This is a genomic window from Microvirga sp. HBU67558 (assembly GCF_018069605.1).
Lineage (GTDB): Bacteria > Pseudomonadota > Alphaproteobacteria > Rhizobiales > Beijerinckiaceae > Microvirga > Microvirga terrae.
This window is the reverse complement of record NZ_JAGPUP010000534.1, coordinates 1-26,362: the sequence shown is the minus strand read 5'-3', so window position 1 is coordinate 26,362 and position 26,362 is coordinate 1. Positions and strand designations below refer to the sequence as shown.

The 26,362-nt window shown below is 62.0% G+C and carries 21 protein-coding genes and 1 pseudogene; 14 read left to right on the top strand and 8 right to left on the bottom strand.

The features are described 5' to 3' along the window. Positions 1-86 precede the first annotated feature (86 nt). Entirely contained in the window at positions 87-1,364 is a 1,278-nt protein-coding gene (locus KBI52_RS18785; RefSeq protein ID WP_173946911.1) for an alpha-hydroxy acid oxidase, read from the top strand. Positions 1,365-1,464: 100 nt separating this feature from the next. On the opposite strand, the gene KBI52_RS18780 is transcribed toward KBI52_RS18785, so the two are convergent. Then, a complete protein-coding gene (locus KBI52_RS18780; RefSeq protein WP_247654495.1) occupies positions 1,465-2,412 on the bottom strand; it encodes a LysR family transcriptional regulator in 948 nt (315 codons plus the stop codon). Between the two features lie 127 nt (positions 2,413-2,539). Here KBI52_RS18780 and KBI52_RS18775 point away from each other — a divergent pair, with 127 nt between their 5' ends. The 7 genes and pseudogenes from KBI52_RS18775 to KBI52_RS18745 all read left to right on the top strand — a co-directional run. Continuing rightward, positions 2,540-3,532, top strand: coding sequence for a hydroxyacid dehydrogenase (locus KBI52_RS18775; RefSeq protein WP_247654494.1), 993 nt, complete (start codon positions 2,540-2,542; stop codon positions 3,530-3,532). A 49-nt stretch (positions 3,533-3,581) separates the two neighbouring features. After that, on the top strand, positions 3,582-4,256 hold the full coding sequence (locus KBI52_RS18770; protein WP_173946913.1) for an RraA family protein: 675 nt from the start codon (positions 3,582-3,584) through the stop codon (positions 4,254-4,256). A 171-nt stretch (positions 4,257-4,427) separates the two neighbouring features. Further along, positions 4,428-5,384 (top strand): tripartite tricarboxylate transporter substrate binding protein, encoded by a 957-nt coding sequence (locus KBI52_RS18765; RefSeq protein ID WP_173946914.1) that lies wholly within the window; start codon positions 4,428-4,430, stop codon positions 5,382-5,384. Further along, positions 5,384-5,848, top strand: a complete 465-nt coding sequence (locus tag KBI52_RS18760; protein ID WP_210810233.1) for a tripartite tricarboxylate transporter TctB family protein — start codon at positions 5,384-5,386, stop codon at positions 5,846-5,848. Before KBI52_RS18765 ends, KBI52_RS18760 begins: the two co-directional genes overlap by 1 nt. Before the next feature lie 10 nt (positions 5,849-5,858). Next, on the top strand, positions 5,859-7,367 hold the full coding sequence (locus KBI52_RS18755) for a tripartite tricarboxylate transporter permease (protein ID WP_173946916.1): 1,509 nt from the start codon (positions 5,859-5,861) through the stop codon (positions 7,365-7,367). A gap of 78 nt (positions 7,368-7,445) precedes the next feature. Next, positions 7,446-8,426, top strand: a complete 981-nt coding sequence (locus KBI52_RS18750) for a D-2-hydroxyacid dehydrogenase (protein WP_210810227.1) — start codon at positions 7,446-7,448, stop codon at positions 8,424-8,426. A gap of 3 nt (positions 8,427-8,429) precedes the next feature. Continuing rightward, positions 8,430-9,696: pseudogene (locus tag KBI52_RS18745) on the top strand (glycerate kinase); the annotation flags it as partial. A gap of 304 nt (positions 9,697-10,000) precedes the next feature. On the opposite strand, the gene KBI52_RS18740 reads toward KBI52_RS18745, so the two are convergent. The 3 genes from KBI52_RS18740 to KBI52_RS18730 form a co-directional block, all read right to left on the bottom strand. Beyond that, a complete protein-coding gene (locus KBI52_RS18740) occupies positions 10,001-10,405 on the bottom strand; it encodes a nuclear transport factor 2 family protein (RefSeq protein WP_173946918.1) in 405 nt (134 codons plus the stop codon). A gap of 54 nt (positions 10,406-10,459) precedes the next feature. Further along, positions 10,460-11,527 carry an aldehyde reductase gene (locus KBI52_RS18735; RefSeq protein WP_210810221.1) on the bottom strand — a complete coding sequence of 356 codons (1,068 nt, stop codon included), beginning with the start codon at positions 11,525-11,527 and terminating at the stop codon, positions 10,460-10,462. A gap of 139 nt (positions 11,528-11,666) precedes the next feature. Then, positions 11,667-12,113, bottom strand: a complete 447-nt coding sequence (locus KBI52_RS18730; protein ID WP_173946920.1) for a hypothetical protein — start codon at positions 12,111-12,113, stop codon at positions 11,667-11,669. A gap of 98 nt (positions 12,114-12,211) precedes the next feature. On the opposite strand from KBI52_RS18730, the gene KBI52_RS18725 reads away from it, so the two are divergent. Continuing rightward, positions 12,212-12,892 (top strand): TetR/AcrR family transcriptional regulator, encoded by a 681-nt coding sequence (locus KBI52_RS18725; RefSeq protein WP_173946921.1) that lies wholly within the window; start codon positions 12,212-12,214, stop codon positions 12,890-12,892. Positions 12,893-13,372: 480 nt separating this feature from the next. Here KBI52_RS18725 and KBI52_RS18720 read toward each other — a convergent pair whose 3' ends face one another. After that, positions 13,373-15,805: an AI-2E family transporter gene (locus tag KBI52_RS18720; RefSeq protein ID WP_210810213.1), complete on the bottom strand. Its 2,433-nt coding sequence runs from the start codon at positions 15,803-15,805 to the stop codon at positions 13,373-13,375. 238 nt (positions 15,806-16,043) lie between these two features. On the opposite strand from KBI52_RS18720, the gene KBI52_RS18715 reads away from it, so the two are divergent. Next, positions 16,044-17,069, top strand: a complete 1,026-nt coding sequence (locus KBI52_RS18715; RefSeq protein ID WP_210810204.1) for an IS110 family transposase — start codon at positions 16,044-16,046, stop codon at positions 17,067-17,069. A gap of 512 nt (positions 17,070-17,581) precedes the next feature. On the opposite strand, the gene KBI52_RS18710 is transcribed toward KBI52_RS18715, so the two are convergent. The 3 genes from KBI52_RS18710 to KBI52_RS18700 form a co-directional block, all read right to left on the bottom strand. Beyond that, positions 17,582-19,021, bottom strand: coding sequence for an amidase (locus KBI52_RS18710; protein WP_210810197.1), 1,440 nt, complete (start codon positions 19,019-19,021; stop codon positions 17,582-17,584). A 126-nt stretch (positions 19,022-19,147) separates the two neighbouring features. Beyond that, on the bottom strand, positions 19,148-20,344 hold the full coding sequence (locus KBI52_RS18705) for an MFS transporter (RefSeq protein ID WP_210810191.1): 1,197 nt from the start codon (positions 20,342-20,344) through the stop codon (positions 19,148-19,150). An 81-nt stretch (positions 20,345-20,425) separates the two neighbouring features. Next, complete coding sequence (locus KBI52_RS18700) at positions 20,426-21,073, bottom strand: GntR family transcriptional regulator (protein ID WP_173946925.1); 648 nt, start codon at positions 21,071-21,073, stop codon at positions 20,426-20,428. 206 nt (positions 21,074-21,279) lie between these two features. On the opposite strand from KBI52_RS18700, the gene KBI52_RS18695 reads away from it, so the two are divergent. From KBI52_RS18695 to KBI52_RS18680, 4 genes are all read left to right on the top strand, one after another. Next, complete coding sequence (locus KBI52_RS18695) at positions 21,280-22,662, top strand: SLC13 family permease (RefSeq protein ID WP_173946926.1); 1,383 nt, start codon at positions 21,280-21,282, stop codon at positions 22,660-22,662. A 52-nt stretch (positions 22,663-22,714) separates the two neighbouring features. Next, positions 22,715-24,091 carry a malonyl-CoA decarboxylase gene (locus KBI52_RS18690; protein ID WP_210810282.1) on the top strand — a complete coding sequence of 459 codons (1,377 nt, stop codon included), beginning with the start codon at positions 22,715-22,717 and terminating at the stop codon, positions 24,089-24,091. A gap of 62 nt (positions 24,092-24,153) precedes the next feature. Further along, entirely contained in the window at positions 24,154-25,677 is a 1,524-nt protein-coding gene (locus KBI52_RS18685; RefSeq protein WP_210810277.1) for a malonyl-CoA synthase, read from the top strand. 274 nt (positions 25,678-25,951) lie between these two features. Then, positions 25,952-26,188 (top strand): hypothetical protein, encoded by a 237-nt coding sequence (locus tag KBI52_RS18680; protein WP_173946927.1) that lies wholly within the window; start codon positions 25,952-25,954, stop codon positions 26,186-26,188. Positions 26,189-26,362: the final 174 nt, after the last annotated feature.

Here is a 26,362-nt window from a genome sequence, read left to right as displayed (position 1 = left end):
CCGGGATGGTCGGGGCGCAGGGTACGCGACGGGTCACAGCGGCAAGGCGCACGGCTTATTCATTGGCAACCGGAGAGAAGAGTCTCATGAGTAGTCCTGACACGCCGCGCGGCATGGAGCGCTCCACGACGGATCTGGAATCGACGCCGGTTAAGGATATCGTGCAAACACCTCCTGCCGCTCTGCCGCGGCGCCTCCGTCGGATCCTCGCACTTGATGACTTCGAGATTGCGGCGCGCCGCCACCTGCCTCGGCCGATCTTCGGGTACGTGTCAGGGGCTGCCGAGACCAACGCCTCCCTCCGCGACAACCGATTGGTCTTTGAGGAGTTTGGCTTCGTCCCGCGGGTGCTCGTCGATGTATCGAGGCGTACTCAGGCAGTTGAACTGCTCGGCAGGACATACGCGGCCCCGTTCGGGATCGCTCCTATGGGAATCAGTGCCTTATCCGCCTACCGAGGCGATCTGGTCCTGGCGCGAGCGGCCGGGCAAGCTAACATTCCGATGATGATGAGTGGGTCTTCGCTCATCCGGTTGGAGGAAGTCGCCGAGGTGAACCCTGCGGCTTGGTTCCAGGCCTATCTGCCAGGCGAACCTGACAGGATCCTCGGATTGTTGGAACGGGTGGAGCGGGCAGGCTTCGGGACGCTCGTGCTGACCGTCGACACGGCCGTTCTGGCCAATCGCGAGAACAACGTCCGGAGCGGCTTCTCGACACCTCTCCGGCCCAGTCTCCGCCTGGCCTGGGACGGCATGATACGGTCGAACTGGACGCTGAACACGTTCCTGCGAACGTTGCTGAAGCACGGCATGCCCCACTTCGAGAATTCCTACGCCACACGCGGAGCGCCGATCCTGGCCAGAAGCGTGATGCGGGACTTCGGAGCCAAGGATCATCTGAACTGGCGTCATCTGGAACTGATCCGGGAACGCTGGAAGGGACGCCTGGTCGTCAAGGGCATTATGGCCAAGGAGGATGCCTGCATCGCCCGGGACAGCGGTGTCGAGGGGATCATCGTGTCGAACCACGGTGGCCGGCAGCTCGATGGGACAGTCTCGCCCCTCCGCGTCCTACCCGCCATTGCGGATGCCGTGGGGACTTCGATCCCCGTCATGATGGACGGCGGCGTCCGGCGAGGTTCCGACGTGCTGAAGGCCATCGCCCTTGGCGCTGCATTCGTCTTCGTCGGCCGTCCGTTCGTCTACGCGGCCGCAATCGGAGGCGAACACGGTGTCAGCCATGCCATCAACATTCTTTCGACCGAGATCAGCCGGAACATGGGCCTTCTCGGGATCAACTCGCTCGGTGAACTGGGTCCGGAGCGGCTTCTCAGGATCAGAGGCGTAGATGTGTCCAAGTCTTGAGAGAGGCTTCGACGGCCGGCGCCACGGTAACACTCGACAGCATCGCCCCAAAGATGTGGTCGTCCGCGATCGGTGCGGGATCGGCTTCGTAGGGCGTGTCTCAGCGCGCCACACCGTACTCGCCACTGAAACTCACGAGATGCTGGTGCAGCCGGTCGATCACGATCGTTCGCGTGCTCGTGCGGCGTTCGATCAAACCGATCTGACGATGGACCTGCGGATTCCCGAACGGAGCTGACACGACCTCGCCAAGGGCCTCCTTCAGGGCGCTGTAAGGGGCGACGGATGCACCAAGGCCGTTGACTACACATGCGACGACAGCGGTCATGGTGTCGGTCTCCGCGATCAAGTTCGTAACGATGCCACTCCTTGCCAATTCGGTATCGATCAGTTGAGTAAGACGAAACCTGCTGTTGAACCTCACATATGGGAGGGTCGAGAGCATTTCCGTTGCAGACATTTGCGGCGTGCCGGGCGGTGCGATCGCAAACAAGGGCTCGTTGATGAATGGGCTCCATCTCAGCGCTGCGGGAACTCCGGAGTGCTCCGCGACCATCGCCGAATCAAGCCGCCCCGACACGACATCGTTCAGGAGTCCGTCGCTGTTGGCGACATGAAGCTTGATCTTGAGATCGGGATAGTCCGCCTTCAGCGCGACGATCGCCCGGGGCAACAAGGACAGGACACTGGACCGAATGGAGCCGATCGTGAAGGTGCCCGTGATCGCCTTTCCGGATATGGCGTCGATCACGTCATCGGCGGACCGGACGAGGTTGCGCGCGGCGTCGAGCATTTGAAGCCCGTGACTGTTGAGCGTCATCGGCCGAGTCGAGCGGTCGAACAACTCGGCCTGGACCTCGATCTCCAGGGCCTGGATCTGTTGGCTGACTGCGGAGGGTGTCAGCCCGACGGTATCCGCCGCCTTGGCAAACGTTCCGTGCTCGGCAATCGCGATGAATGTCTTCAGTTGGCGGATGTCCATCGAACCTTGGCCGGCGCTTATTAAGAAAATCTGTTCATGTTTGCCAGAATTATTCGCTTTTTTCAAGAAATCCTTATGTTACGAATCGTCGCCAACGAAACACCGAGCAAAAAAGCTTCGGGAAATGGGAGGATGTGATCCAAGGTGCGATATCTCGCACCTAGTCCTCGCTCATCCCGACCGCGAGGAACGCATGGACAGCCGCAATATCCTGGTCACTGGCCCCGCCATCAACGAGCAAGCCGTCAAGCTCATCGCCGACAATGGCTACAGTGTAGCTTATGTCCCTCCCTATACGAACGAGGAGGACCTGGTCCGGATCGTTGCCGAGGTCGACCCGGTCGGGGTCGTGGTCCGGATGGGACGCTTCGGGGCATCCGCGATTGACGCCGCACCATCGCTGCGCGTCCTTTCCAAGCACGGTGTCGGGGTGGACAACATTGACGTCGATGCCGCGACCCGTCGTGACATCCCTGTTGTCGTAGCAACCGGTGCAAACGCCCGTTCCGTCGCCGAGCATGCGATTACCCTCGTGCTGACCACCGTCAAGCGCATCGTACCGCTCGACAGCGGTTTGCGCGCCGGCCGTTGGGAAAAAGCCGGGTTCTCGGGCGTGGAGGTCGCGGGTCTGACCATGGGCCTGGTCGGCTTCGGGGCCATCGCGAGGCACACGGCCGTCTATGCGAAAGCCCTCGGAATCCATGTCCGCGCCTTCGACCCCTTTGCCGATGACGCGACCTTCGCCAATGCCGGCGTCACCCGGGACGCTGCCGTCGAGGACCTTCTCGCCGCGTCCGACATCGTCAGCCTGCACTGTCCCCTGACGCCTGAGACGCGAAACCTACTCGACGACAATGCGATCGGCCTGATGAAGCCTGGATCCTACGTCGTCAACACGGCCCGCGGCGGACTGATCGACGAGGACGCCCTGGTCAGGGCCATCGACAGCGGCCACATCGCGGGCGCCGGCCTCGACACGTTCGCAACCGAACCTCCCGCTCCTGATCATCCCTTCTTGGGACGGCAGCAGATCGTCGTGACCCCGCACGTCGGCGGCGTGACAAAGCAGGCCAACGTCCGGGTCGGAGTCGACGCGGTCGAGGGGATCCTGGCCGTCATCCAAGGCCGCGATCCGGGTCGGGAGAGGATCGTGAACTACCGGGCCCTCGCGAAGGCATCGACCTGAGCGAATTTCATATTCGACATCCAGTACCGAAAACCATGAGGAGAAGACGTTGAGCATAGGATTTAGGGTTCGGAACCGGGAGCGCGCCGTCGACCAGGAATGGGTCGAGAAGTTCAAGGAGTTGCCCGTCGCGAATGTCAGCGACAGCATGTACCGCATGTACGCCGCCGGCGCGCAGCTCCGCCCGATGCACCGAGAGGGCAAGCTCGCCGGCCGCGCACTGACGGTGAAGGCGCCGCCCGGCGACAACCTGATGCTGCACAAGGCCATGGACATGGCCGAGCAGGGTGACGTCATCGTCATGGATGCCGGCGGTGAGGTGACCCACGCCCTGATGGGCGAGATGATGCTCGACTATGCACGCAGGCGCGGCATCGTCGGCTTCGTCCTCAACGGCGCCATCCGCGACGCGGATGCCTTTCTGGAAATGAACGTTCCGTCATTCGCCATCGGAGTGACCCATCGCGGACCGTACAAGAACGGTCCCGGCGAGGTGAACTGCCCGATCGCCATCGGCGGAATGGTCATCATGCCCGGCGACCTAGTCCTCGGGGATGCCGACGGCGTGGTGGTCGTGCCGATCGACGACGTGGCTGACGTCTACGAAAAGACGGTTGCCAAGCACGCCGCCGAGAACAAGCAGATGGACGCCATCAAGGCAGGCACGCACAAGCCGACCTGGTTCAACGAAACGCTCGCCAAGATGGGCTGCGAATTGCCGTAATAAGGCTGCCACGGTATCGGCCCGCATGAGCGGGTGTTCGGCACTCGCCCATGGGTGAGTGCCGAGGAAGTCCAAGTCACCATCGGTTACGCGGTGGAACCTGAATGAGTTCGGAGGGGAACTCCGAAACGTTTGAGCGGTCACGGTGACCGCTGTCCATGGGAGGAACGAATGAAGCACCTGATCCGGAATACCGCACTTGCCACGTCGATGCTGGTCGGCATCGGAGCCGCTCATGCCGAGTGGCCGACGGACCGGCCGATCGAAATGATCGTTGCCTTCGCCCCAGGCGGCGGCACGGACGTGATGAACAGGACCCTCGCGCCCTACATCGAGAAGGAGCTCGGCGCGAAGATCACCATCCTGAACCGACCCGGCGCGTCCGGTGAAATCGCGTACACCGCGATGACGCAGGCGAAGCCCGACGGCTACACGTTGTCCTCTCTCAACACCCCGGGCTACCTGACGATGCAGATGGACCGAAAAGTTCGCTTCGATCCTAAGAAAATCTGCCCTGTTGCCCGCATCGTCGAGGACCCTGGCGCATTTATCGTGCAGGCGAATTCCGAATTCAAATCGCTCAAGGACTTGGTCGCATACGCCAAAGCCAACCCAGGTAAGGTCAGCGTTGGCACGACCGGCCTCGGAACGGACGAACATCTCGCCCTGCTGCAACTGGAAAAATCGGCTGGTGTCGATCTGACCCCGGTAACGTTCAACGGCGCGAACGAGGCGAGGACGGCACTGCTCGGCGGGCACATCATGGCCATGGGGATCAACGTCGGGGAGTTCGTCGGTGGCGAACATTCCGCCTTCAAGGCACTCGGCCAGTTTGCCGACCAGCGGTCCGTCATCGCTCCCGACCTGCCAACGGCCAAGGAGCAGGGCTATGATGTCCTCATGAGCTCGGAGCGCGGCATCGCAATGAACTGCGAGGTTCCTGAAGCGATCAGGACGAAGTACTCGGAGGCTGTCAAGAAGGCTCTCGACAATCCGGAATTCCAGGCTCAGGCCAAGCAGCAGTCCCTCGCACTTTCCTATCGCTCGTCGGAAGAGTGGAACAAGGAGCTCCCTGCAAGGGCGGAGCGGCTTGGGGAAATCTGGAAGTTGGCCAAGGAACAGAAGTGATGGCGGATCCGCGCAAGGCTGGGGGGACGGGCGATCGCCCGGACCTCCTGACGGCCATCATGTTCGTGGGCATCGGTGCGCTCGGCCTCTGGGCCGGGCGCGACCTGACCATGGGAACGGCCGCCGCCATGGGCCCAGGCTATCTGCCAAGGATCGTCTGCTCGCTCCTGATCCTCGTCGGCCTAGTCGTCGGCGGAATCGGATTCTTCCGAGCCCGAGAGGACATCGTGGCACCGAAGCTCCGTCCCCTGTTGATCATCCTGCTGTCGGTCGTCGGCTTTGCCTTCATTGCCGAGTACTTCGGCTTCGTGGCCGCGTCCGTCTGGCTGCTGGTGGTCGGAAGCCTCGCGGATCGCGAGTCCAAATGGCGTGAGGTGATCCTGCTCACCGCCGGGCTGACCGCCTTCGGCGCGCTGGTCTTTATCGTCGGTCTCGGCGTCCAGATGCCCATCTGGCCCTTCTGAGGAGTGAACCATGGAATTCCTCCACCTGCTCGCGCTCGGGTTCGGCGAAGCGCTGACTCCGATGAACCTGGGCTTCTGCCTGCTGGGAGCCCTTCTCGGGACGCTGATCGGTGTGTTGCCGGGCATCGGCCCGACCGCGACGATTGCCGTTCTCCTGCCGATCACCTTCTACCTGCCCCCATTGGCCGGCATCATCATGCTCGCCGGCATCTACTACGGGGCGCAGTACGGCGGATCGACAACCGCCATTCTGGTCAATCTCCCCGGTGAGGCATCATCGGTGGTGACCGCGATTGACGGTTACAAGATGGCGCAGAAAGGCAAAGCCGGATCAGCGCTTGCCATCGCGGCGCTCGGATCATTCTTTGCCGGAACCGTATCGACGTTCGGCCTCGCGATTGCAGGCCCGACGCTCTCGTCATTCGCGCTCTCGTTCGGCCCTGCCGAGTATGTGTCACTGATGCTCTTCGGCCTGTTGGCCGCCACCGTCCTTGCCAGAGGGCCCGTCCTGAAGGCGATCGGCATGATCCTACTCGGCTTGGTGCTCGGTATGGTCGGCATCGACGCGGCATCTGGCGAGGAACGCTTGACGTTCAATGCGATCGAACTCTTCGACGGCATCGACTTCGTCGTGATCGCAATTGGCGTTTTCGGCTTCACCGAGATCATCGAGAACCTGGAAAACGTGGAAGCACGAGGCGTCCTTGTCAGCAAGCTCAGCCGCCTGTGGCCCACGCGGGAGGACTTCCGGAAGGCTTGGCCGGCCGTCCTGCGGGGGACGGGTATCGGGACGTTTCTCGGAATCTTGCCGGGTGGCGGTGCGACGCTCGCGTCATTCTGCGCCTACTCCCTGGAAAAGAAGGTTGCGAAACATCCTGAGGAGTTCGGGACCGGAGCCGTCCAGGGCGTGGCGGGGCCTGAAGCCGCCAACAATGCCGGCGCACAATCGTCATTCATACCGCTGCTCACGCTCGGCATCCCATCCAACAACATGATGGCTATGATGCTGAGCGCGTTCATCATCCATGGGATCACGCCTGGGCCAACTGTTCTGCAATCCCAGCCGGAGATCTTCTGGGGCCTCGTGGCGAGCATGTGGGTCGGCAACCTGATGCTGGTCGTCATCAACCTGCCGCTGATCGGCGTCTGGGTGAAGCTGCTGACAGTACCTTACCGTCTCCTGTACCCGGCCATCCTGTTGTTCTGCTGCGTCGGAGTCTACAGCATCAACAACCGGATCTTCGACGTGGTGCTCGCCGCAGGTTTTGGGCTGCTCGGATACCTGTTCCGCAAAGCGAAATGCGAACCGGGCCCCTTGCTGCTCGGCTTTGTTCTCGGTCCGCTGCTGGAAACGAACATCCGTCGCGCCCTAGTGATCTCTCACGGAAGCCCGAGCGTGTTCTTCGAACGGCCGATCAGCCTCGTCCTGCTGCTGGCGACCGCCGCGATGTTCATCCTGATGGTCCTGCCATCCTTCCGCAAGACCCGCGAAGTGGCGTTCCAGGAGGAAGAGGCCTGAGGCCCCCTGAATAAAACAACGGGACAGGGACCGCGGCATGCGCACCCTGTCCCTCGATCACGAACAGGTCCATTACCCATGTCCGAGAGTCTCAAGAAGACCGCGCGCATCGTCGTGCTCGACCGCGACACCCTGCCTGAGGACATCACCTTGCGGGCGTTCTCGTTTCCCCATGAACTCGTCGCGATCGCCCGGACCAAGCCGGAAGAGGTGGCGGAACGTATCCGCGACGCCGACATCGTCATCACCAACAAGGTCCCCGTTCGCCGCGAGGCGATCGGAGACGCGAGGAACCTCCGGCTCGTTGCCATCGCCGCAACGGGCACGGACGTGGTCGACGTCGCCGCCTGTGCCGAACGCAGGATCGGCGTCACGAACATCCGTAACTATGCCGTCAATACTGTGCCGGAGCATACGTTTGCGCTGATCCTCGCGCTGCGCCGCAGCCTGGTCGCCTACCATGATTCCGTCCGCGCCGGGCGTTGGCAGGAGACCGGCCAGTTCTGCTACTTCGATTACCCAATTCGCGACCTTGCCGGCTCGACCCTCGGCATCATCGGGGACGGGGTTCTGGGACGTGCCGTGGCCGATCTTGGCCATGCCTTTGGCATGAAGGTGCTCTTCTCGGACTACAAGGGCACGACCGGAATGGGTCCGCTCTACACGCCCTTCGAGCAGGTCTTGCGAGAGAGCGACGTGATCACCCTTCACTCTCCCCTGATGCCATCCACCCGCAACATGATCTCCACCGACGAGTTCGCGATGATGGCCCGTCGTCCGTTGCTGATCAACACGGCCCGCGGAGGGCTCGTCGATGAGATCGCCCTCGAGCGTGCGTTGCGGGAGAGGCAGGTCAGTGGGGCAGGATTCGACGTGGTCACGACCGAACCACCGCCGCCCGACCATCCGCTGATGCGGCTGCTCGACCTTCCGAACTTCATTCTCACCCCGCACGTCGCCTGGGCTAGCCACGAAGCTGTCCAGGGTCTTGCCGACCAACTGGTCGACAACATCGAAGCCTTCGAACGTGGACAGCCGACGAACATGGTCGCGGCCTGATCGATGGCCGTCGATCACGATCCCAAGACCTTTCTGACGTCCCTGTTCGCCGCAGCCGTGACCGCCGCGGATCCATACGAGGCGATCAGGGCCAATCTTCCGGCAAGGCCAAAGGGGCGAACGATCGTCATCGGGGCCGGCAAAGCATCCGCCGAGATGGCCCGAGCCTTCGAGGCGCTTTGGGACGATCCCCTTGAAGGTATCGTGGTCACCAGGCGCGGATCACATGCTCCTTGCAACAGGATCGAGATCATCGAGGCCAGTCATCCCGTTCCGGATGTCGCGAGCCTGATGGCGTCCCGTCGTCTCATGGAAACCGTCTCGGGCTTGAGCGAGGACGACCTTGTCGTCGCGTTGATCTCGGGCGGCGGATCCTCGCTGTTGGCATTGCCTCAGGACGGTCTGACCCTGGACGACGAGATCGCGGTTGCGGAGGTGCTTCTGGCGTCAGGCGCACCCATCTCCGCGATGAACGTCGTGCGCACCCAGCTCTCGGCGATCAAGGGAGGACGCCTGGCGCTTGCAGCCTACCCCGCGAAAGTCGTTACCCTCATCGTATCGGATATCCCGGGCGACGACCCAGGGCTGGTTGCCTCCGGTCCGACGGTTGCCAACCGGGCATTGCCCGCGGAGGCCCTCCGGATCATTGAGCGGCATCGCCTCCGCCTGCCTGCGCGGGTGATGGACTTCCTGAAGCGCCGGAACGGGACGGATGCTGATCCGGACCATCCGTGCTTCGCCAGCAATGAGGTCAAGGTCATCGTGTCTGCGGCGGCCTCCCTTGCGGCGGCTGCGGCGCGGGCGCAAAAACTGGGGGTGCGGGTAGTCGTCCTCGGAGACGCCATCGAGGGCGAGGCGCGGGAAGTCGCCAAGGCGCATGTGGCAACTGTCGACGATATCCTCCGCAAGGGTGGACCGTCCGAGAGGCCCATGGTCCTGCTGTCGGGTGGGGAATGCACCGTTACGATCCGGGGATGGAAAGGGAGGGCGGAATACGGAGTTCCTTCTTGCCCTCGCGATCGAGATCGCCGGAAGGGGCGGCCTCTTCGCCCTGGCCGCCGATACCGATGGAATCGACGGTTCCGAAGACAATGCCGGCGCATTCAAGGATGGGTCGGCTGTCACCCGGTTGGCGGCACGCGGTCTCGAGGCGCATCACCTTCTCGCAAGAAACGACGCCTGGACCGCGTTCAATGCCGTGAACGACCTGTTCGTTACGGGTCCGACCAGAACGAACGTCAACGATTTCCGGGCCATCCTGATCATGTATGTGGGCGCCTGCCATAGTGCGAATGTCGCTTATTGGCACGTTCCGGAAGTAGGCCGAACTTCTGCAAAGGCACGACGAGCGGACCTTCAATTGGTCCGCCCAACGTTACTCCTTGACCCACAGGAGACGTTGATCCGGCAGATGGGAATGGATCGGCAGGCTGGCCGTCGACCGCCGGCGGAGTGCCTTGCCCTTAGCAGACGCAGAGACATTGCGATGCCGCTTAGGACGACTACCTTCGTCCTAAGCGGCATCGTGAATCGAGGGGGATCATGCCCTGATTGAGGAGGTCGACGGACTTTGCCTATCGAATGGCCGTGGCTTGCGACCAGACGACCATCCAATGTCCATCACGATGCTCATAAGTGTCGGTGTGCCAGTAGTCTCTGAGGGGAACTTTGTGCCCGCCGAAGACAACCTCAAGCTGAGCGCTGTACCGAAGAACCGCGCCCCCCTCATAGAGCCGCACGGCGATATCGCCTGGCTGCCATGCCAAGTACTTGAGCTGCCCGGAGGCGATGGCGCCCATATAGTCCTGCTTTGAAAGAGCCACGCCGATCGGCGTTATCAGCTGGAAGTCTGGGGCATGAAAGTGTTGTGCCCGATCAATATCAGCGCTGACCAGGGCGCGAAGCCTGGCACGTTCCGTTTCCCGCAGGAATTCGGCCTCATTGGCCGGTGAGAACGCGCCGGTGGTGGGGATTGTCATGGGTGTTCTCCATTCTGGGAAATAGATCGATAGGTCTCTGCTGGAGGCGGCGGGTCAAGCGTGCTGGTTCGGCCTCTCGACAGATACCAACCCCAGGTCGATGAGGCTTTGTGCGCTGGCCCGGATACACTCCTTGTCCGGCCGTGAGCTCCAGTTCAGGATACGCCTTGCTTTTGCTGCGCTGACGCTCAGATCCCGACCGAGTTCATGAACGATCGTTCGTGCATTGGGATCGAACTTCGCCATGTCTCTGACGACGTCATCGGGAACTTCACGGGTCGGTAACCGGGAACCATGGTCGGGAAAGGAGCGCGCAAGAACGGCCACCAAGTCCTTGAGCCAGAAGAACCCGCCTCCGACAATGAAGCGTTGCCCGCCAGCGGCTGGATTCGTCATCGCCCGAATGTGGGCATCCGCAGCATCGCGCACATCCACGACGGAAAAGCCAAAGCGTGGAATGCCCTCGAAGTGTCCGGACATCAGGTGATGGATCAAGCCCACGGACGTCCCAATCTTCGTGCCGAGCAAAGGCCCAAGGATCACGCTCGGATTGATGACGGCGAGGTCGAGCCCGACTTCTCGTGCAAAGGCCCAAGCAGTCTGCTCGGTGAGCGTCTTCGACTTGTAATAGGGAGTCGCACGGGGGCTATCCGGGTCGGTCCAATTATCCTCGGTGTAAGGTGCCTGGCCGTCGCCATGGTTCGTGGCCGCCACCGATGACGTCATGACGACACGCTCGACCCGCGCTTGGTGTGCCGCGCGGAGCACGCGCAACGCACCATCGTGGGCTGTGCGGATCAGCTCACGCTCGTTCTCGGGAAAGCCGGGGGGAAAGGGTGACGCCGTGTGAATGACATATCGGCAATTCTCGACAGCGGCAGCCCAGCCATCATCGCTGTCGAGATCGGCCTGCACAAAGCTGAGGTTCTCCGTAACATCCCCATGACTGTGGGATCCAAGTTCGTCGCGTATCGCATCGCTCCTATCGATGCGCCGCAGGCTTCCTCGCACCCGATACCCTTGTTCAAGCAGTTTCAAAGCGATGTGGCCAGCGAGGAATCCGCTGATGCCTGTCACCAGGACAGTCGTATCCCGGGGATCTTCATCCAGCACAATGGTCATCGGATTTCCTTTCGTCCGAGCCTGCGGCTGCTTCCAGAAATTAGACAGGGGAGTGATTGGGGCGAGATCGACTTCGCCATGCAGAGTGCTGGACCAGATCCACAACGACGTCGCTCCTTCCGACAGGGCGTCAGATTGCTTACTTCGTCGTGACGGTCACCAAGGCGGTCACCGGCTTGCCGTCCACGAGAACGGGCCTGTGGTGATCATCGGCGAGGAGGACGCCGATTACGTGTTGGCCCGTAGCCTTCGGGCAATGGCCGAAGCGAGCCTTGATGAGGTCGCCTCCGAAGTCGCTGTTCATGCTGTTGTATGGCTTACCCGGGATGTTGCAGGTGTCGCCGTCCGGATCGATCTTCATATGCACATGGCCGCATTGGCGGTTCGCGCCGCACTGACCTGCGGGGAGCAGTGTGAAGTTGCTCTTCACCACTATGCCTGTCGCCTTCTCAGGATCATTCCCAAGCTCGACAGCCGAACCGGGCTGCGGCCAAACGATCTCCAGGATGGGGCGGTCTTCGGCGTAAGCCAACCCGATCGGCGATGCCAGGAGAGCGAGACTGGTCAACAAGGCGGAACGAAGCATGTGGATCTCCATCGAGGGTGTAATCAGTGATTACATGCAACAGAGACTGGGTCAACAAAATAATCGCTGATTACATTGAAGCGTGCTATCAGTCAGAAATGGCCGAAAAATCCGTCACGAAGGCAGGCGACCAGCCCAAGCCCTATCATCATGGCAACCTGGTCGAGGCGCTCATTGCGGCGACTGTCGAACTCATCGAGGAGCGCGGGGTCGAGCAACTGTCCGTGCGCGAGGTGGCAAAGCGTGCAGGCGTTTCGCCAGGAGCGCCGTTCCGGCACTTCCGATCAAAAACGGCGCTCCTGACGGCTGTCGCCGAACAGGCGATGGATCGGCTTACACGATCAGTCGCCAGAGCCGCGTCGGAAGTCGATAGCGCTGATCCCGTAGCCGCGTTCGAAGCGATCGGTCAGGGCTATCTCGAATGGGCGCTGGCCAATCCCACCCACTTTCAGATCATCAGTTCCCGTACCGTGATTGACTTCGAAGCGTCCCCCAGTCTGCGTGACCAGAACAGAGCTATTCGTGAGACAATGGTTGAGTTGTTGACCCGAGTCCAACATCAGTGGCGGCTTGCCCTGGATGTTGATCTGGACTATCTCGTTCTGGCTGCCCGCGCCTATGTCTATGGATTGGCCCGCATGGCCATCGATGGTCATTTCCCGGAGTGGCATCCGTCCGAACCGCCTCCCGTCGCCGTGCGCAAGGCGCTCCGTCTCTTCATAAGCCAAATGATCGTTCCACCGAGATGTGACCTCAGGAAGCCGAAGAAGCCCTCTTAATAGAGGCTCTCTACCGGCGAGGGCTCACCGGACGATCCACCAACGCATTCATGTTCCAGTCGACTCGTTGAGCAATCCGACGGACCTTGCCGCCTTCCGCACCCTCGCACGTTCAGGCTCAACCTCCTCGGCTATCGTGACTCCCACGGCAGTGCGCCGGCAACCCGGACGCTCGACGATCAGACAGACCATGAGGCGGCTCGGATGTGCAAGCCTGTTGACGAGTTGGTGCATGTTGTCGACCACTCGGCCGGCGGCGCCGTTGAACCGGATTTGGCTCGCTCGGGCGAAAGTCGGGATCACCGGCACGAGGCTGGTGATGACACGAGGAGGGATGTGCCTCTCCCTTCCCCGTCATGGCCGGGCTTGTCCCGGCCATCCCGATTGTGTGAAGCGCCGCGCCTCACCGATCGAGACCACCGGGACAAGCCCTGTGACGATGGGGGAGGTGTGACAACGGGGGAGGCGTGACGACGGTGGTCACGAGATGACGGTGGGGGGTTGGGTGACGAGGTCGGCTTGGGGGCTGCCCATCTGTTCCACAGAGCGACGCTCGATCTGGCTCATCAGTTCGTCGGCCATGACCTGGAGGCGCCGGCAATCCGGCTCCTGGAACTCGCGGGGCCGCATGTCGATGACGCACAGGGTGCCGATCACCAGCCCCGCCGAGGTCCGTAGCGGAGCCCCGGCGTAGAAGCGGATGCCCTTCTCCAGCACTAGCGGATCGTCGGCAAAGCGCGGATCCTCCGTGACGTCCTCGGACACCAGCACCTCGTTCGCCGTGATCACGTGCGCGTCGAGCGATTCCTCGTGAGCAGCCCGCTGCGCGGCCTGAGTGTCCTGGGGCAGGCTTGCCGCGTCCGGCTGGGGATGCTGCACCTCGTCCACGAAGGAAACAAGGGCAATCGGGACGTCGAACGCCTGCGCGACTTTCCGGGACACCTCGTCGAACTGACGGCTCTTTGCCGAGGCCAGACCCAGGTCATGCAGCGCCGCAATCTGAGCCTGCTCGGCGTCAGGAAGGACCGGCGGCGCTTCACCGGGCAATGCAGGGAGGTGGACCCACGCATTCACCTGGTCGACACAGGCGTCGAGCGAGACGAAGATCGCATCGGCCGCCATCTGCCTCTTGAGGTCTTCCGTCTGTCCCGTCCCGGGCGCCAGGTTCCAGCAGCAGACGATCTGCTTCAGGTGCGGCGCCCGGCGGCGCAGGCGACGGCAGATGTAGCGGGCATAAACCTGCGGCTGCGGATGCAGGTAGGACAGGCACACCACATCCACGCCTTTGAGATCGAGCTGCCCCAAGGCCCCCTGACTGACGGCGATCGGCGGGAGAACCCGAGTGCCGATGCCCTGTTCCTGGAGCACCTGCGCCATCATCTCGGCCGCCGCGCGATCGAGTTCCGTGCGTCCTGCCAGGCAGAGGACCGGCGAGGGCCGTTCCTCTCGTACGGACGGTGCGCGATCCTGATCTATCGCCCCTTCACGAGGTGAGGCGGCGTTCTCTCGGACATGGTCCTCAACCTCGCGCACGACGCAGATCGCCGTGTCGGCGACGAGCCGTCGGTAGTTGGTGTCGGTGGTGCTGCGTTGGCGGTCGTTCTCGGCCAGACGAAGGGACGGGATGGCCACGTTGTCATAGAACTCGCGCGAGGAGTGCTCGTCGACATAGTCCTCGGCCATCTCCACAGCCTCCTCCAGGTTGCCGGCCAGCAGGCGTTGGTAGAGGCGCTCTTCCGGCGCAAGCACCGGGTCGCTGCCGAGGAGAACGCCGAGAAACTCGAGCTGCGGCACATAGCGTCCGATCACAACGAGGCAGACCGTAAGAGGCGTTGCGAGGAACAGCCCGACCGGACCCCACAGGCTGGTCCAGAAGATCGCCGCCATGATGATGGCCAGTGACGACAACCCGGTGCTGGAACCATAGAGCCACGGCTCGATGACGTTGTTGCTGATGAGCTCGGCCACCAGGAACAGGCCGACGACCCAGAACAGCATCGTCCAGCCCGGATCGACCGCGATTGCGAGGGCAATCGGAAAGAGGGCCGCCAGGAAGGGACCGAGGTAAGGGATGAACCGCAGCACCGCCGCCAGCAGGCCCCATAGCAGAGCATTCGGCACGCCGATGAAGTACAGAGCGATGCCGATCGGGATCCCGTAGGTCAGGTTCACCACGAGCTGCATGAGCAAATAGCGGCTGACCCGGGCTGCTGCATCGTTGATGGCCTGGGTGCTCTTCTGGAGATCGCCTGCTCCCGCCAGCTTGATGAAGCGGTCGCGCAGGTCCTCCCTCTCGAGCAGCACGAAGATCACGAAGATCACCACGAGGCCGGCCGTGGCCAGTGGCGCGAGCAGGGGGCCGACAACGGTCTGGATGATCTCGAGAGGCTTGGCCTGCGGGGCTTCCAGCCGCACGGTGACTGGCTCCTGCGCGGTGCCGTTGCCGAGCCGGGACCCGGGTGTCTGCGCCGGAACATCGTCAGGAGGCTTTTCGCCGGAGATCTGCTTGCCGACATCCTGGATGGTCGTCGTGACCTTGTCCACGATCCCTCCGCCGGGAGCGGAGGCCTGCAGAGAGCGGATCTTGTCGGTGATGGTGGTCTGGTAGGTCGGGAGATTGTCGGCAAGCTGAACGAGCTGGCGCCCGACCACAAAGGCGATGCCTGCGATCAGGATGAAGGCAAGCGTCACGGCCACGAGAACCGCTGCAATTCGCGGCAGCTTCCAGCGTCTGAGCCAGTTGACCAGCGGCGTCAGGGCGAAGCTCAGGAGGATGGCGAGCGCGAAGGGAACGAACAGATCGCGGCCGAAGTAGAGTCCCGCGATCGCCAGAACGATGCCGCCGGCGGTCAGGATGGGGGACCCCGCAGGCCGGAGGGCTGGCGGAGGTGGCGCCGGAGCCAGATCGGCCATCGTGTGGTGCCTTTGGTTTAGGTTGCTCGCAAGACAACCCAATACCGGTGCGTTTGATCCGAACAATGGTTCCCGCTGGAATTGCCCCTGGAGGAGTCCTCCTTCCCGGCCGCTTAAGATGGATGGGGATTGGACGGCGCATGCTGGGGAAAGGTCCGCTCCTGATGCTGTGGACGGCTCCCACCCAGCGGTGAGGTAGCATGGTTGCTTCAAGCAGCCAGCGACACAGGAGCAGCCCATGCGCACGGTCACCACCATTGGCCTGGACATCGCCAAGTCCGTCTTTCAGGTGCATGGCATCGATCCCGAAGGGATAGTGATGATCCGACGCCAGGTCAGGCGCGGGCAGGTGCTCAAGTTCTTTGCCAGCCTGCCGCCGTGCCTGATAGGCATTGAGGCGTGTGCCTCGGCTCATCACTGGTCGCGTGAGCTCCGGAGCCTTGGCCATGAGGTCAAGCTCATGCCGCCGGCTTACGTCAAGCCGTATGTGAAGCGGCCGAAGAACGACATGGCCGATGCCGAGGCGATCTGCGAGGCCGTTACCCGGCCCACCATGCGCTTTGTCGAGACGAAGACGTGCGAGCAGCAAAGCATCCTGATGCTGCACCGGGTGCGGCTGATGCAGGTGCGGCAGAGGACCATGCCCACTAACGCCATCCGGGCTCACCTGGCCGAGTTCAGCGTGGTGGCGAAGATCGGCCGGGAGGGTGTCGACGAGTTCTTGCTTTTGGTCCGCGATGAGGATGAGCGCGTCCCGGAGCTGGCTCGGTCCTGCGTTCTGGCGCTCGCCGAGCAACTGATGCTGGTCAAGCGCCAGATCCTGGAGATGGACCGGCGCATCGCCGCCTGCCACCGGGCCAGCGAGGTCAGCCGCCGCCTAGCCGAGATCCCAGGCGTGGGTCCGTTGCTCGCCAGTGCTCTGGTGGCCCATGTTCCTAACCCGAAGACTTTCTCCTCGGGTCGTAATCTCGCGGCCTGGATCGGCTTGGTGCCCAAGCAGAACTCCAGTGGTGGCAAGGAGCGGCTCGGTGGGGTGACCAAGCAGGGCAACCGGTATCTTGGCTCCCTGCTGACCGTGGGCGCACTGGCGGTGATACGCTTTGCCCAGCGGCATGGAACGAAGCGGCCGTGGATCGTGCAACTGCTGGCGCGGCGGGCCACCAAGGTGGCGGCCGTGGCCCTGGCCAACAAGATGGCCCGGATGGTGTGGGCGATCATGGCCAAGGGCGAGCGCTATCGTGAGCCTGTTGTGCAAGCGGAATAATCATCGCTGAGAGAGTTCGGCGATCAAGAGGTTGGGAAGGGCGCAAGGACGTTAATGCATGATCCGGTCGAACCGGGAAGCGGGACAACTCATTCGTGCCAGAGCATCTTGGAATGCGAGCTTTTGGTCGGGACCCCTTCGCGGAGGGCATTATGGCCAGCGGTCAGGTGTACCGCACCAACAGGTCGAACACATGGCCGCACCGACCAACCCGGCAGAAGCGTTCAACAAAACCCTTGCCAAAAGGGAGCCGTCCACACATGGCACACTTGGGACTCTAGCCCGAGGGCAGCAATCCTCACGCAACCAGACATTCCGAAAAGTGGACGAACTTCACCGCCTAACCCCGAGCGGACCTTCCTGTGTAACAAATTGGCTTTCCAAGATCGGCACAGTAGCTCACTCATGACAACGCGCAGTTCCACAGGTCCTCGGTCACCGAGGATGCCGCCACACCATGCTCGCTACTATAGGGCTGCTAGCAAGCTTAGATGCCATCCGAAGCTGATAGGCTAACTCGGTAGGTTCACCGCTCGCGGGGACTGCGGATCAATTGGCGTGGTGCCTCGCAGCCCAAGAATGTCCTCCAGGACACGCGCTCCGGCCAGGACCCTTCCTTCCGCACGAGTGCGGCCGACAATCTGCAGCCCAACCGGTCGTCCATCGCGGGTGAAGCCACAAGGAAGGCTGAGGGCCGGTGAGGCGGTCAGAGTAATGGCGTAAGCGATGGCGAGCCATTCGACATAGTTCGAGAAGCTGTGGCCAGCACATTCGCTGACATAGCGCTCCCCCGCTGGGTAGGCGGCGACAATGGTAGCGGGGCAGAGAAGCAGATCATAGCTGTCGAAGAAGACGTTCATCCTCCGAAACAGGGTAGCGCGCTGGTTCTCCGCCCGGACAACATCGGCCATCGAATAGTTCAGGCCCTGCTCGATATTCCAGATCACCTCCGGTTTCATCTTGTCCCGATGGTTCTGCAAGAGATCGGCATGGCCGACGGCAAACGTCATCCCGCGCAGAACCTGGAAGGTATCATGGGCTTCCGACAGGTCGGGGTGCGCCTCTTCGACGATGGCACCCAACTCCGTATACCGTTGGGCCGCGGCTCGGCAAATGGCGGCGACCTCCGGGTCGACGGGCGTAATACCCAGATCGGCGGAGTAAGCCACTCGCGCTGGTCGCCACCCCGAGCGTGCCGCAGCCAGAAAGCTTTCTGTCCTGGGCAGGGAGATGGGATCGCCTGGGTTCTCCCCTGTCATGGCATCGAGAAGCAGGGCGGTGTCCTCCACGGTGCGGCCCATGGGGCCGTTCACGCTCAGGAGCCGGTCAATCTTCGCACCAGGCGTGCTGGCGACCCGGCCGGGGCTCGGCCGCAGGCCGACCACACCGCAGAAGCTGGCTGGATTGCGCAAGCTGCCACCAAGGTCGGATCCCTGCGCCACCCACGCTGTTCCCGTGGCGAGTGCGACTGCGGCCCCACCCGATGAACCCGCGGCGGAAAGTACTGTGTTCCAGGGATTCAATGTGGTGCCGAAGACCTCGTTGAACGTGTTGCCGCCGGCGCCGAACTCCGGCGTATTGGACTTGGCGTAGATCAACCCACCTTCAGCTTCGAGCGTCTGGACCAGGATATCCGAGGCCTCAGGCACGAAGTCCGCGAAGATGGGCGAGCCGTGGGTCGTGCGCACCCCCGCCACGTCGGTCAGATCCTTGATCGGCACAGGCAGCCCAGCCAGACGGCCACGTTCACCGAGGGGCCGTTGCATCAACCAGCGGGCATGCTCGCGAGCCCGCTCGAAGCACAGAATGGAAAGCGCGTTGACCGTACTGTCCACGGCGGCTATGCGGGCCTCTAAGGCGTCGAGGCAATCGAGCGGGGAGACCTCGCCCCTTTGCAGAAGGTCGACAACCGCACAGGCTGTGAGTTTGGTCAAACTCGTGTCAGTCGTCATGATCCTACACCCTTGCGTTATCGTGCCATCACGTCAGTTTATGTCCACTGCATAGCACATCCTATGCTGGTCCAAACATCAGCGTGCACAGGGATTGATGGAGGCACTGGTAATGGCCCTCAGCCATCACGCCGCGGGAAGAGCCGATGATTGTGGCGATGTCTGAGCAGCGAGCAGAAAGCAAATCGAGCAGAGAAAGATCACTATTCCAAAAGTGACTGCTGCGCTCAAAACAAGGGTGAACCCGCTCATCCCGTGTAAGAGCGCGATGAGTGGCACGGCCAGACCGCTCGTCGTGAACCCAAGGAAATAGCGGACACTGAAGGCCCGGGCCCTGTACTGAGCAGGGACGTAGCGGGCGACCATGGCATCGTTGACGACCACCTGCCCATAGACCGCCGCCATCGCCAGGACCAGTCCGGCCAGCATGGGGATCCCACCCATCAGGGCGGCGAGCCCAAGCCCAAGCGGTTGAAGGATCGACAGCCCAACGAAGATCCGCGGCAAAGTAAACCTGTCGACGAGGCGGCCCATCAGGAGCTGCGTCAACGCCCCGAAGACAAACACGAGTGTAGCCAGGGATCCGATCAGGACCAGCGGCAAGGCGGTACCAATGCGCTCGTCGATGATCTTGGGGAGCGCGATGGTCGTAATGTTGAAGGTCATGCCGCCGGCCACGATCGCCGTCGCGAACAACAGGAAGAGCGTCATCGGCCGTGTCACCGGGATGACAGCATGAGCGCTGCCAGGTTTGCCATGAGGATCTCCGTCACTGGGCACAAGGCTGACAAACGCGATGCCGGCAGCGAGGCAAACAAGTCCGGGCAGAATGAAAGCCGCGCGCCAGCCGAGGGTCGTGGCCAGAAGGGCTGTCACTCCCGAGGCGAAGGCCGCACCAAGATTGCCCCACACTCCGTTGATCCCGAGGTCGCGTCCAAGCTGATTTGTATGGGTGACCAGCATCGTAGAGCCGATCGGATGATAAATCGCAGAGAACACCCCGAGCACGAAGAGCCAGATGCCTAACATGATCGGCGAGTTCGCCGTCGACAGCCCCAAACACGCAATCCCGCACCCGCCGAAGAAGATACCCAGCAGGTTGCGGCGCCCTAAACGATCCGCGATCCAGCCCATTGGGAGTGAGAACAGGCCGAAGGCCACGAAGGCACCCGTTGAGAGACCGATGAGGCTGGCGTAGGACAGTTGCCGCTCGGCCGCGATCGCGATTACAGCCGTCGGATAGATCAGAAGGACGAAATGATCGAGCGCGTGCGCGATGTTGACGAAGGCAATTGTGCGGCGAGAGAGCAGGTCAGGAGACATCCTTCGCATCCTTCTCCGTTTCGTGGGCGACACTCCACAGCAGCCTGCTTCTACCAGAACCCTGCAATGCTAAACCGGCGGCTAGGCTGCCCGATCGAAACTTGCGATAAAGTCGGCCAGGCGTTCGCCCTGGATCAGGATGTGCTCCCGGAGGAGGCGCTCCGCCCGCTCGCTGTCCCCGGCACGGATGGCCTCTACGATGCCCTGGTGCTCCGCCAATGAAGTTGCCACACGGCTGCGGGCCCGCAGCTGGAGCCGCCGATAGGGTTTGAGACGGGCATGAAGGTGTTGGGCCTGCTCCGCCAGAAAAGCGTTCTGGCAGGCTTCGTAGATGACGTGGTGGAAGCGCTCGTTTGCATAGTAGTAGGCATCGGCGTTTTCCTGCGATGCCTCCCGAACGCAGTCTTCGTGCGCTTTCTCGAGCTCCTTCTGCATTGACTCGGTGATCCGCCGGGCCGCCAGAGCCCCGCACATGCCCTCGAGAGCGGCCATGACCTCGAACCGCTCGACGACGTCTTTGAAGCTGAGAGAGGCGACGAAGGCGCCTCGTCTTGCCTGCAATTCAACCAGTCCGGTCGAGGCAAGCTGCATCAGGGCTTCTCGGATCGGGGTCCGGGAGACCTCGAAGCGAGCGGCCAGGCTCTGTTCGTCCAAGCGCTCGCCAGGGCGAAACTTGCCTGTAACAATGTCCTGCTCGAGGGCGTCTCTCAAAGCTTGAGCGCGTCTCATCTCACATGTCCTGCTCACGAGCATCCTAGATCAAATGCATATAATCTTACAAGACATTTCTTGTATACAAGAACATTGACACCTAATGCAAATGCGCGCAGTCTTTCCTGAAAGGGCAATGAGGGATCCGCCTGCGCAATCCCCGCGAGTTGGTCTAAAGCCAATCGTCCATCCGACGCAGAGGAGGAAACAGAGGAGCGGGTGCCATGTCACCACAGCTGATCTCAATCTACGCCCTCATGGCCATGTTCGTGGTCGCCACCATCCTGCCGATCAACATGGGTGTGCTGGCTTTCGTTGGCGCTTTCTTGGTCGGAACCCTGGTGGCCGGCCAGACCACCAGCGCCATCATCGCAGGCTTTCCCGGCGGTCTGTTCCTGACCCTCGTCGGGATAACCTTTCTTTTCGCCATTGCTCAGAACAACGGCACCATCGACTGGCTCGTCCGGCTGGCGGTTCGGGGCGTGCGGGGACGGATTGCCGCGATCCCATGGATCATGTTCGGGATCTCTGCGGTTCTGACGTCGGTTGGCGCCGTCAGCCCGGGCGCGGTTGCAATCATCGCACCGATCGCGCTCGGCTTCGCTCTCAAATACAGCATCAATCCGCTGCTCATGGGCTTGATGGTTGTCCACGGGGCTCAGGCCGGCGGCTTCTCGCCAATCAGCATCTATGGCGGCATCACCAACCGGATCGTGGCCAAGGCCGGACTGCCGCTCAACGAGATCGCGACCTTCCTGGCGAGCTTCGGCGTCAACCTGGCCGTCGCCGTCCTGCTTTTCTTCGCGCTCGGCGGCCGCAAGCTCCTCCAGGCGAGGGCAGTCGCGCCGGCTGCCGTTACCGTCTCCCCCGTTCAGATAGCGATGCCGCAGTCAGGCCCGCAGATCTTCGGCGATTCCGAAGCCGAGGCCCTTAGCGAGGAGATCAGGCTCGAAACCGGACAGAAGCCGAACCGTTCGATCATGGATCGTCCAGACGAGGCATCGACAGTGCCAGATGGCGGTCTGTACCAGATCGTCACGCTGCTTGGACTCGTCGCTCTCGCGGTTCTCGTCCTTGCCTTCAACCTCGACATCGGCTTTGTGGCGATCACGATTGGCCTGATCCTCTCCCTGATGGCGCCAACTCTGCAAAAGCGCGCGATGGGCCAAGTCGCATGGCCGGAAATCATGCTGATCACGGGCGTGAGTACCTATGTGGTCGTCCTCGAGAAGATGGGCACCATCTCGTTTGTCGGGGACAGCGTCGCTGGTCTGGCTTCCCCGATGCTCGCTGCACTGCTGCTGTGCTTCATCGGTGCCGTCGTGTCAGCCTTTGCCTCCTCCACGGCTGTGCTTGGATCCCTCATCCCACTTGCCGTGCCGTTCCTGCAATCAGGCACCGGTGTCAGCCCGATCGGCTTCATTGCTGCCATGGCGGTTGCGTCGACCATTGTTGATGTGAGCCCCTTCTCGACCAATGGCGCTCTCGTCCTGGCCAACGCCCAGGGTGTTGACCGGGAGGCGTTCTTCCGCAAGCTCATGGCCTATGGCGCCCTTGTGACGGTGGTCGCACCGATCGTCGTTTGGGCTCTGTTCGTCGTGCTGTGACGCTAATCGTCTGGTGTGGATGAAGGAGATGAACGTGAAGCTTTCTCGATCAATGGCAGGGTTGGAGGCGGCGCCAGCCTTCCTGAGCGATCTGATAGATACACTGACTGAGCGAGGGCGTTCCCTGCTTGGTCAGAAAGCGGCGCGGGAGATCGTCGCTAAGGACGCTCTTCCCACCGTGGGTGAGATGCTGCTCTCTCGGAGAGGTGAGGCATCCGGCGTGGCCCTCGCACAGACGCTGTTGGCAACTTACAGCGCCGCACCGGGCGAGGACCGCCTCGCATTCCTCCAGGCACTGGCGGATCGCTTCGGACCCGACCGCCGCCGCATAGCGCAAGCGATCGAAGCGGTGCGTCAGGATCAGGGAACGGATGCGCTTGAGGGCCTGCACGCCGCAGCCGAGCCCAGACGGCAGGAGCTGATCCGTCGCCTCAACCTGGCTCCTGGCGGAACCTCCGCCTTGGTGCGGATGCGCGAGGAACTGCTCGAGTACCTGCCCAAGCACCCGGAGCTGAAGCCGGTCGACGCAGACTTCACCCATCTGTTCTCATCCTGGTTCAATCGGGGGTTTCTGGTGTTGCGGCCGATCGACTGGACCACGCCTGCCAATATCCTGGAAAAGATCATCCGCTATGAGGCCGTGCATGCGATCCAGAACTGGGATGACCTGCGCAACCGCCTCCAGCCGGACGACCGCCGCTGCTATGGCTTCTTCCACCCGCAGCTCGTCGACGATCCGCTGATCTTCGTCGAGGTGGCGCTGACCAAGGAGATCCCCGGCGCGATCGGTCCGCTGCTTGACCTAGGCCGCACCCCGATTGCTGCAACTGAGGCGACCACGGCCGTGTTCTACTCGATCTCGAACACTCAGAAGGGCTTGGGCGGGGTGTCCTTTGGCAACTTCCTGATTAAGCAGGTGGTGGAGAACCTCAAGCGCGAACTGCCGAACCTCAAGACCTTCGTGACCCTCTCGCCGGTCCCGGGCTTTGCCCGCTGGCTGGAACGCGAGCGCAAGACGGAGGAGTCGGCCTGCCTCGATGCCACGGCCAAGGAGAGGTTGATGCTTCTTGATGAACCAAGCTGGAGCAGTGACCCAGGGAAGGTGGAGGAGGTTCGTGATGCCCTTCTCGCGGCGGCGGCCTATTACTTCCTGAAGGCCAAGGATCCTAAAGGTCGTCCCGTCGATCCAGTGGCCCGCTTCCATCTCGGTAACGGGGCGCGGCTTGAGCGTTTGAACTTTGTCGGCGATCTCTCCGCCAAGGGCTTGAAGCAGTCCCATGGGCTGATGGTCAACTACCTCTACGCTCTCGATGAGATTGAGAAGAACCACGAAGCCTTCGCCGAGAAGGGCGTGGTCGCTGCTTCACCGACGGTCCGCAAAGCCTTGCGAACTGATCTCCCGTCTCGCGATCTGGTGCCTACGCCATGACCGCCATCGCCCACGATATCTTAACCGGGTCCATCATCGACCCTCGCTTCGGAGCCCACGCCATGAACGCGAACCTGTTCGATCGGCTCGAACGCTCGATCACTGATTCCTCAAAGACCGCCATCACGGCACCCGCCGGTGACACTATCAGCTATGCCGACCTGATTGCCCTCTCGGGGCGATTGGCCAACGTGCTGAGCGCCCGCGGGGTCAAACCCGGCGACCGCGTGGCCGTCCAGGTCGAGAAGTCGGTGCCGGCTCTCGTCCTGTATCTGGCCACCGTTCGGGCTGGTGCCGTCTATCTGCCGCTCAACACCGCCTACACGCTGGCGGAGCTGGAGTACTTCATCGGCGATGCCGAGCCGTCGCTCGTCGTCTGCGATCCTTCCAAACGCGAAGGGATCGAGCAATTGGCTTCTAAAGTGGGAGCGGCCGTTGAAATGCTCGATCCTGCAGGGCAGGGCTCTCTCATGGAGGCCGCGGTCGAGGCCCCTGACGCGTTCGAGACGGTGCAGAGGGCCGGCGATGACCTCGCGGCGATCCTCTATACGTCAGGCACGACCGGCCGCTCCAAGGGCGCCATGCTCACCCATGACAACCTTGTTTCCAATGCCATGACCCTGAAGGAGGTCTGGCGCTTCACGGCTGACGATGTGCTGATCCACGCCCTGCCGATCTACCACACCCATGGTCTGTTCGTGGCGAGCAACGTCACCTTGTTCTCCGGTGCGTCGATGATCTTTCTGCCGAAGTTCGATGCCGATGAGATCCTGGGGCTGATGTCCCGCGCCACGGCCTTGATGGGCGTGCCGACCTTCTACGTTCGCCTGCTGCAGCATCCTGGCCTCACCAGGGAGGCGACCTCCGGCATGCGCCTGTTCGTGTCAGGCTCGGCGCCCCTGCTGGCCGAGACCCACCGCGAGTGGAGCGCCCGCACCGGTCACGCCATCCTGGAGCGCTACGGCATGACCGAGACTAACATGAACACCTCCAACCCCTACGATGGCGACAGGGTACCAGGTGCCGTTGGCCTGCCGCTGCCCGGCGTGTCGGCCCGCATCACCAACCCGGACACCGGTGAAGAGCTGGCAACGAACCAGATCGGCATGATCGAGGTGAAAGGTACGAACGTGTTCAAGGGATATTGGCGCATGCCGGAGAAGACGGCGTCCGAGTTCCGCCCGGACGGCTACTTCATTACAGGCGATCTCGGCAAGATCGACGAGCGCGGCTACGTTCACATCCTCGGGCGCGGCAAGGACCTGGTGATCACCGGAGGCTTCAACGTCTACCCGAAGGAGATCGAGGACGAGATCGATGCCATTCCAGGCGTATTCGAGAGTGCCGTGATCGGCGTGCCGCACAAGGACTTCGGCGAGGGGGTGACCGCAGTCGTGGTCCGCTCGAAAGAGGCAGAGGTGGACGAGCAGACGGTCTTGGCGGCACTCGACGGTCGCTTGGCGAAGTTCAAGCTGCCGAAGCGTGTCGTTTTTGTCGATGATCTACCCCGCAACACCATGGGCAAGGTGCAGAAGAACGTACTGCGTGAGAAGTTCGCCGATCTCTACACGGCCAAGGCCTCGTAAGCTGTCAGCCGAGAACCATTCCTGATACGTTGAGGATCGTAGCCTAACATCTACGGTTCCCAGCTTGTCCTAGCGCCACGGTGGGTGGCGTTCCTCAACTGAGAGACCCGGTGGACAGGGCTGGAGGGAAAAGAAGCACCAAAAGCCTATGCGTCTATGTACAGGCTGCATGACGAACATGCAGTCTTGCCTGTTTTGAACGGCCAAGTGAACAGCCATATAAACTGAAGGAAACGCTCAAGGGCTCTTAGAATTCCAGTAAGGAGTCTGTTCCTTGACGATCATCGCTCTACTTCGCCATTCGCTGGCCAATCTTCGCCTTAAGTCAATTCAATTCCAACAGCAGAAGGCTCTCCGCTCCCGTGAGAGAAGCTACGGCTTCTGGACAACCTTGGTTGCGGCACGACTGCAGGAGGCGGAACTCATCGCTAGCCGGTATATCCCGCGCCTGGACAATGCGGCCGCTGGGGAGCCCATCCCCCATTTCAAAGGCTGGACGCAGCACCGCTGATGGTAACCAACCTCTGCTCAGAAATCGCTATAAGATCTCGGATGTTTTGCCGAGCTCCTGAAGGGCAGCCAGAGCCTTGGATGGCTTGCAGCGGACATCCGTAAAATTCCCTGCGACGTCAGCGGCCAGCGGTTCTCACCGGTAACGCGGAGGCTGCGCCAAGAGAAACCCAGG

Bases quoted from the DNA above. Each gene is read 5' to 3' on its own strand.
- KBI52_RS18785 (WP_173946911.1), top strand. From the start codon at position 87: ATGAGTAGTCCTGACACGCCGCGCGGCATGGAGCGCTCCACGACGGAT.
- KBI52_RS18775 (WP_247654494.1), top strand. From the start codon at position 2,540: ATGGACAGCCGCAATATCCTGGTCACTGGCCCCGCCATCAACGAGCAA.
- KBI52_RS18765 (WP_173946914.1), top strand. From the start codon at position 4,428: ATGAAGCACCTGATCCGGAATACCGCACTTGCCACGTCGATGCTGGTC.
- KBI52_RS18760 (WP_210810233.1), top strand. From the start codon at position 5,384: ATGGCGGATCCGCGCAAGGCTGGGGGGACGGGCGATCGCCCGGACCTC.
- KBI52_RS18755 (WP_173946916.1), top strand. From the start codon at position 5,859: ATGGAATTCCTCCACCTGCTCGCGCTCGGGTTCGGCGAAGCGCTGACT.
- KBI52_RS18750 (WP_210810227.1), top strand. From the start codon at position 7,446: ATGTCCGAGAGTCTCAAGAAGACCGCGCGCATCGTCGTGCTCGACCGC.
- KBI52_RS18740 (WP_173946918.1), bottom strand. From the start codon at position 10,405: ATGACAATCCCCACCACCGGCGCGTTCTCACCGGCCAATGAGGCCGAA.
- KBI52_RS18735 (WP_210810221.1), bottom strand. From the start codon at position 11,527: ATGACCATTGTGCTGGATGAAGATCCCCGGGATACGACTGTCCTGGTG.
- KBI52_RS18730 (WP_173946920.1), bottom strand. From the start codon at position 12,113: ATGCTTCGTTCCGCCTTGTTGACCAGTCTCGCTCTCCTGGCATCGCCG.
- KBI52_RS18725 (WP_173946921.1), top strand. From the start codon at position 12,212: ATGGCCGAAAAATCCGTCACGAAGGCAGGCGACCAGCCCAAGCCCTAT.
- KBI52_RS18720 (WP_210810213.1), bottom strand. From the start codon at position 15,805: ATGGCCGATCTGGCTCCGGCGCCACCTCCGCCAGCCCTCCGGCCTGCG.
- KBI52_RS18715 (WP_210810204.1), top strand. From the start codon at position 16,044: ATGCGCACGGTCACCACCATTGGCCTGGACATCGCCAAGTCCGTCTTT.
- KBI52_RS18710 (WP_210810197.1), bottom strand. From the start codon at position 19,021: ATGACGACTGACACGAGTTTGACCAAACTCACAGCCTGTGCGGTTGTC.
- KBI52_RS18705 (WP_210810191.1), bottom strand. From the start codon at position 20,344: ATGTCTCCTGACCTGCTCTCTCGCCGCACAATTGCCTTCGTCAACATC.
- KBI52_RS18700 (WP_173946925.1), bottom strand. From the start codon at position 21,073: ATGAGACGCGCTCAAGCTTTGAGAGACGCCCTCGAGCAGGACATTGTT.
- KBI52_RS18695 (WP_173946926.1), top strand. From the start codon at position 21,280: ATGTCACCACAGCTGATCTCAATCTACGCCCTCATGGCCATGTTCGTG.
- KBI52_RS18690 (WP_210810282.1), top strand. From the start codon at position 22,715: ATGGCAGGGTTGGAGGCGGCGCCAGCCTTCCTGAGCGATCTGATAGAT.
- KBI52_RS18685 (WP_210810277.1), top strand. From the start codon at position 24,154: ATGAACGCGAACCTGTTCGATCGGCTCGAACGCTCGATCACTGATTCC.